Source organism: Acidovorax sp. KPB24-03, from assembly GCF_057546605.1.
Map to the genome: position 1 here is coordinate 1 of NZ_BAAJYR010000673.1, position 1302 is coordinate 1302.

Below are 1302 nucleotides of genomic sequence, written 5' to 3' on the forward strand. Positions count from 1 at the left end.
CACGGTGCCGCTGCGCGTGCTGGTGGTGGGCGCCATGCATGGCGACGAGCCCACGGCGGCGTCGCTCGCGCTGCGCTGGATCGGGTTCGCCGAGACGCGCCTGCTGCCCACGCGGCGGCCGGTGCACTGGCGGTTCATCCCCGCGCTGAACCCGGACGGCATGCTCGCCAAGCCCGCCACCCGGGTGAATGCGCGCGGCGTGGACCTGAACCGCAACTTCCCCACGCCCAACTGGGAGCGCGACGCCCCCATCTACTGGGAAAAGCGCACCCGCCGCGACCCCCGCCGCTGGCCCGGTCCCGCGGCGCTGTCGGAGCCCGAATCGCAGTTTCTGCACACGCAGATGGCGCAGTTCGAGCCCGATCTGGTGGTCAGCATCCATGCGCCCTACGGCGTGCTCGACTTCGACGGCCCGCAGCCGCCGCCCAGCCGGCTGGGGCGCCTGCGGCTGGACCAGCTGGGCATCTTTCCGGGCTCGCTCGGGCACTACGGCAGCGTGCACCTGGGGCTGCCCGTGGTAACCATCGAGCTGCAGCACGAGCTGCGCATGCCGCAGGACGACGAGGTGCGCGTGATGTGGCGCGACCTGCTGCGCTGGATGGACGAGCACCTGGCCGTCGTGGACGGCCAGGCATCACCGCAGAAATAGCCTCCAGCGCAGATTCAACTAGGGCATTATGCTATTAAAAATGTAGCAGCCGATGCCAGGGCCTGCGCATCGGACTGCACCGCGCCGGGCGGCCCGCCCTTGCCCCACAGGGCGCCGCCCCAGGGCATGGCCAGGAACTGCGCGCACAGCCGCACCGAATCGATCATGGGCTGCGCCTTGGCGCGGTCGCCGCTGGTGGTGATGAGCCGCAGCGTCTTGGCCGCCATGGGCTCCTTGAACGGCTGGCCCGGAATGCGCATCCAGCCGCTCCAGTGGTCCAGGTAGGTCTTGAGCGGCGAGGGAAGGCTGTACCAGTACACGGGTGCGACGAACACGATGTCGGTCGCGGCGAGCGTGGCCTCCAGCAGCGTCTTCATGTCGCCGGTGGGGGCGGGGTACTCGCCGGTGGTGTGGCGCCGGTCCACGAAGGGCGGCAGCGCCATCCGCGCGAGGTTCAGCCAGGTCTGAACGGTGTCCGCTGGCAGGGCCGCGGCGGCCTGCCGCGCCAGCCATTCGGTATTGCCGACATGGCCGGGCTCGCGGGTGGAGGTCGTGAGGAACAGGGTGTGGGAAGGCATGCCCGGCATGGTAGCGCCGGCCGGGGGTGCCGCCCCGGTCAGGCCGCCCCGGTCAGGCCGCGATCGGGGCGGACG

2 protein-coding genes are annotated in these 1302 nt (G+C 71.1%); one reads left to right on the forward strand and one right to left on the reverse strand.

The annotated features are described in order from the left end of the window. Positions 1-649, forward strand: a 649-nt coding sequence (locus AC27KI_RS25080) for a M14 family zinc carboxypeptidase (protein ID WP_487116495.1), incomplete at its 5' end; no start/stop codon positions are given. Between the two features lie 26 nt (positions 650-675). Here the strand turns inward: AC27KI_RS25080 and AC27KI_RS25085 are convergent. Further along, on the reverse strand, positions 676-1236 hold the full coding sequence (locus AC27KI_RS25085; protein WP_487116497.1) for an NAD(P)H-dependent oxidoreductase: 561 nt from the start codon (positions 1234-1236) through the stop codon (positions 676-678). Positions 1237-1302 lie beyond the last annotated feature (66 nt).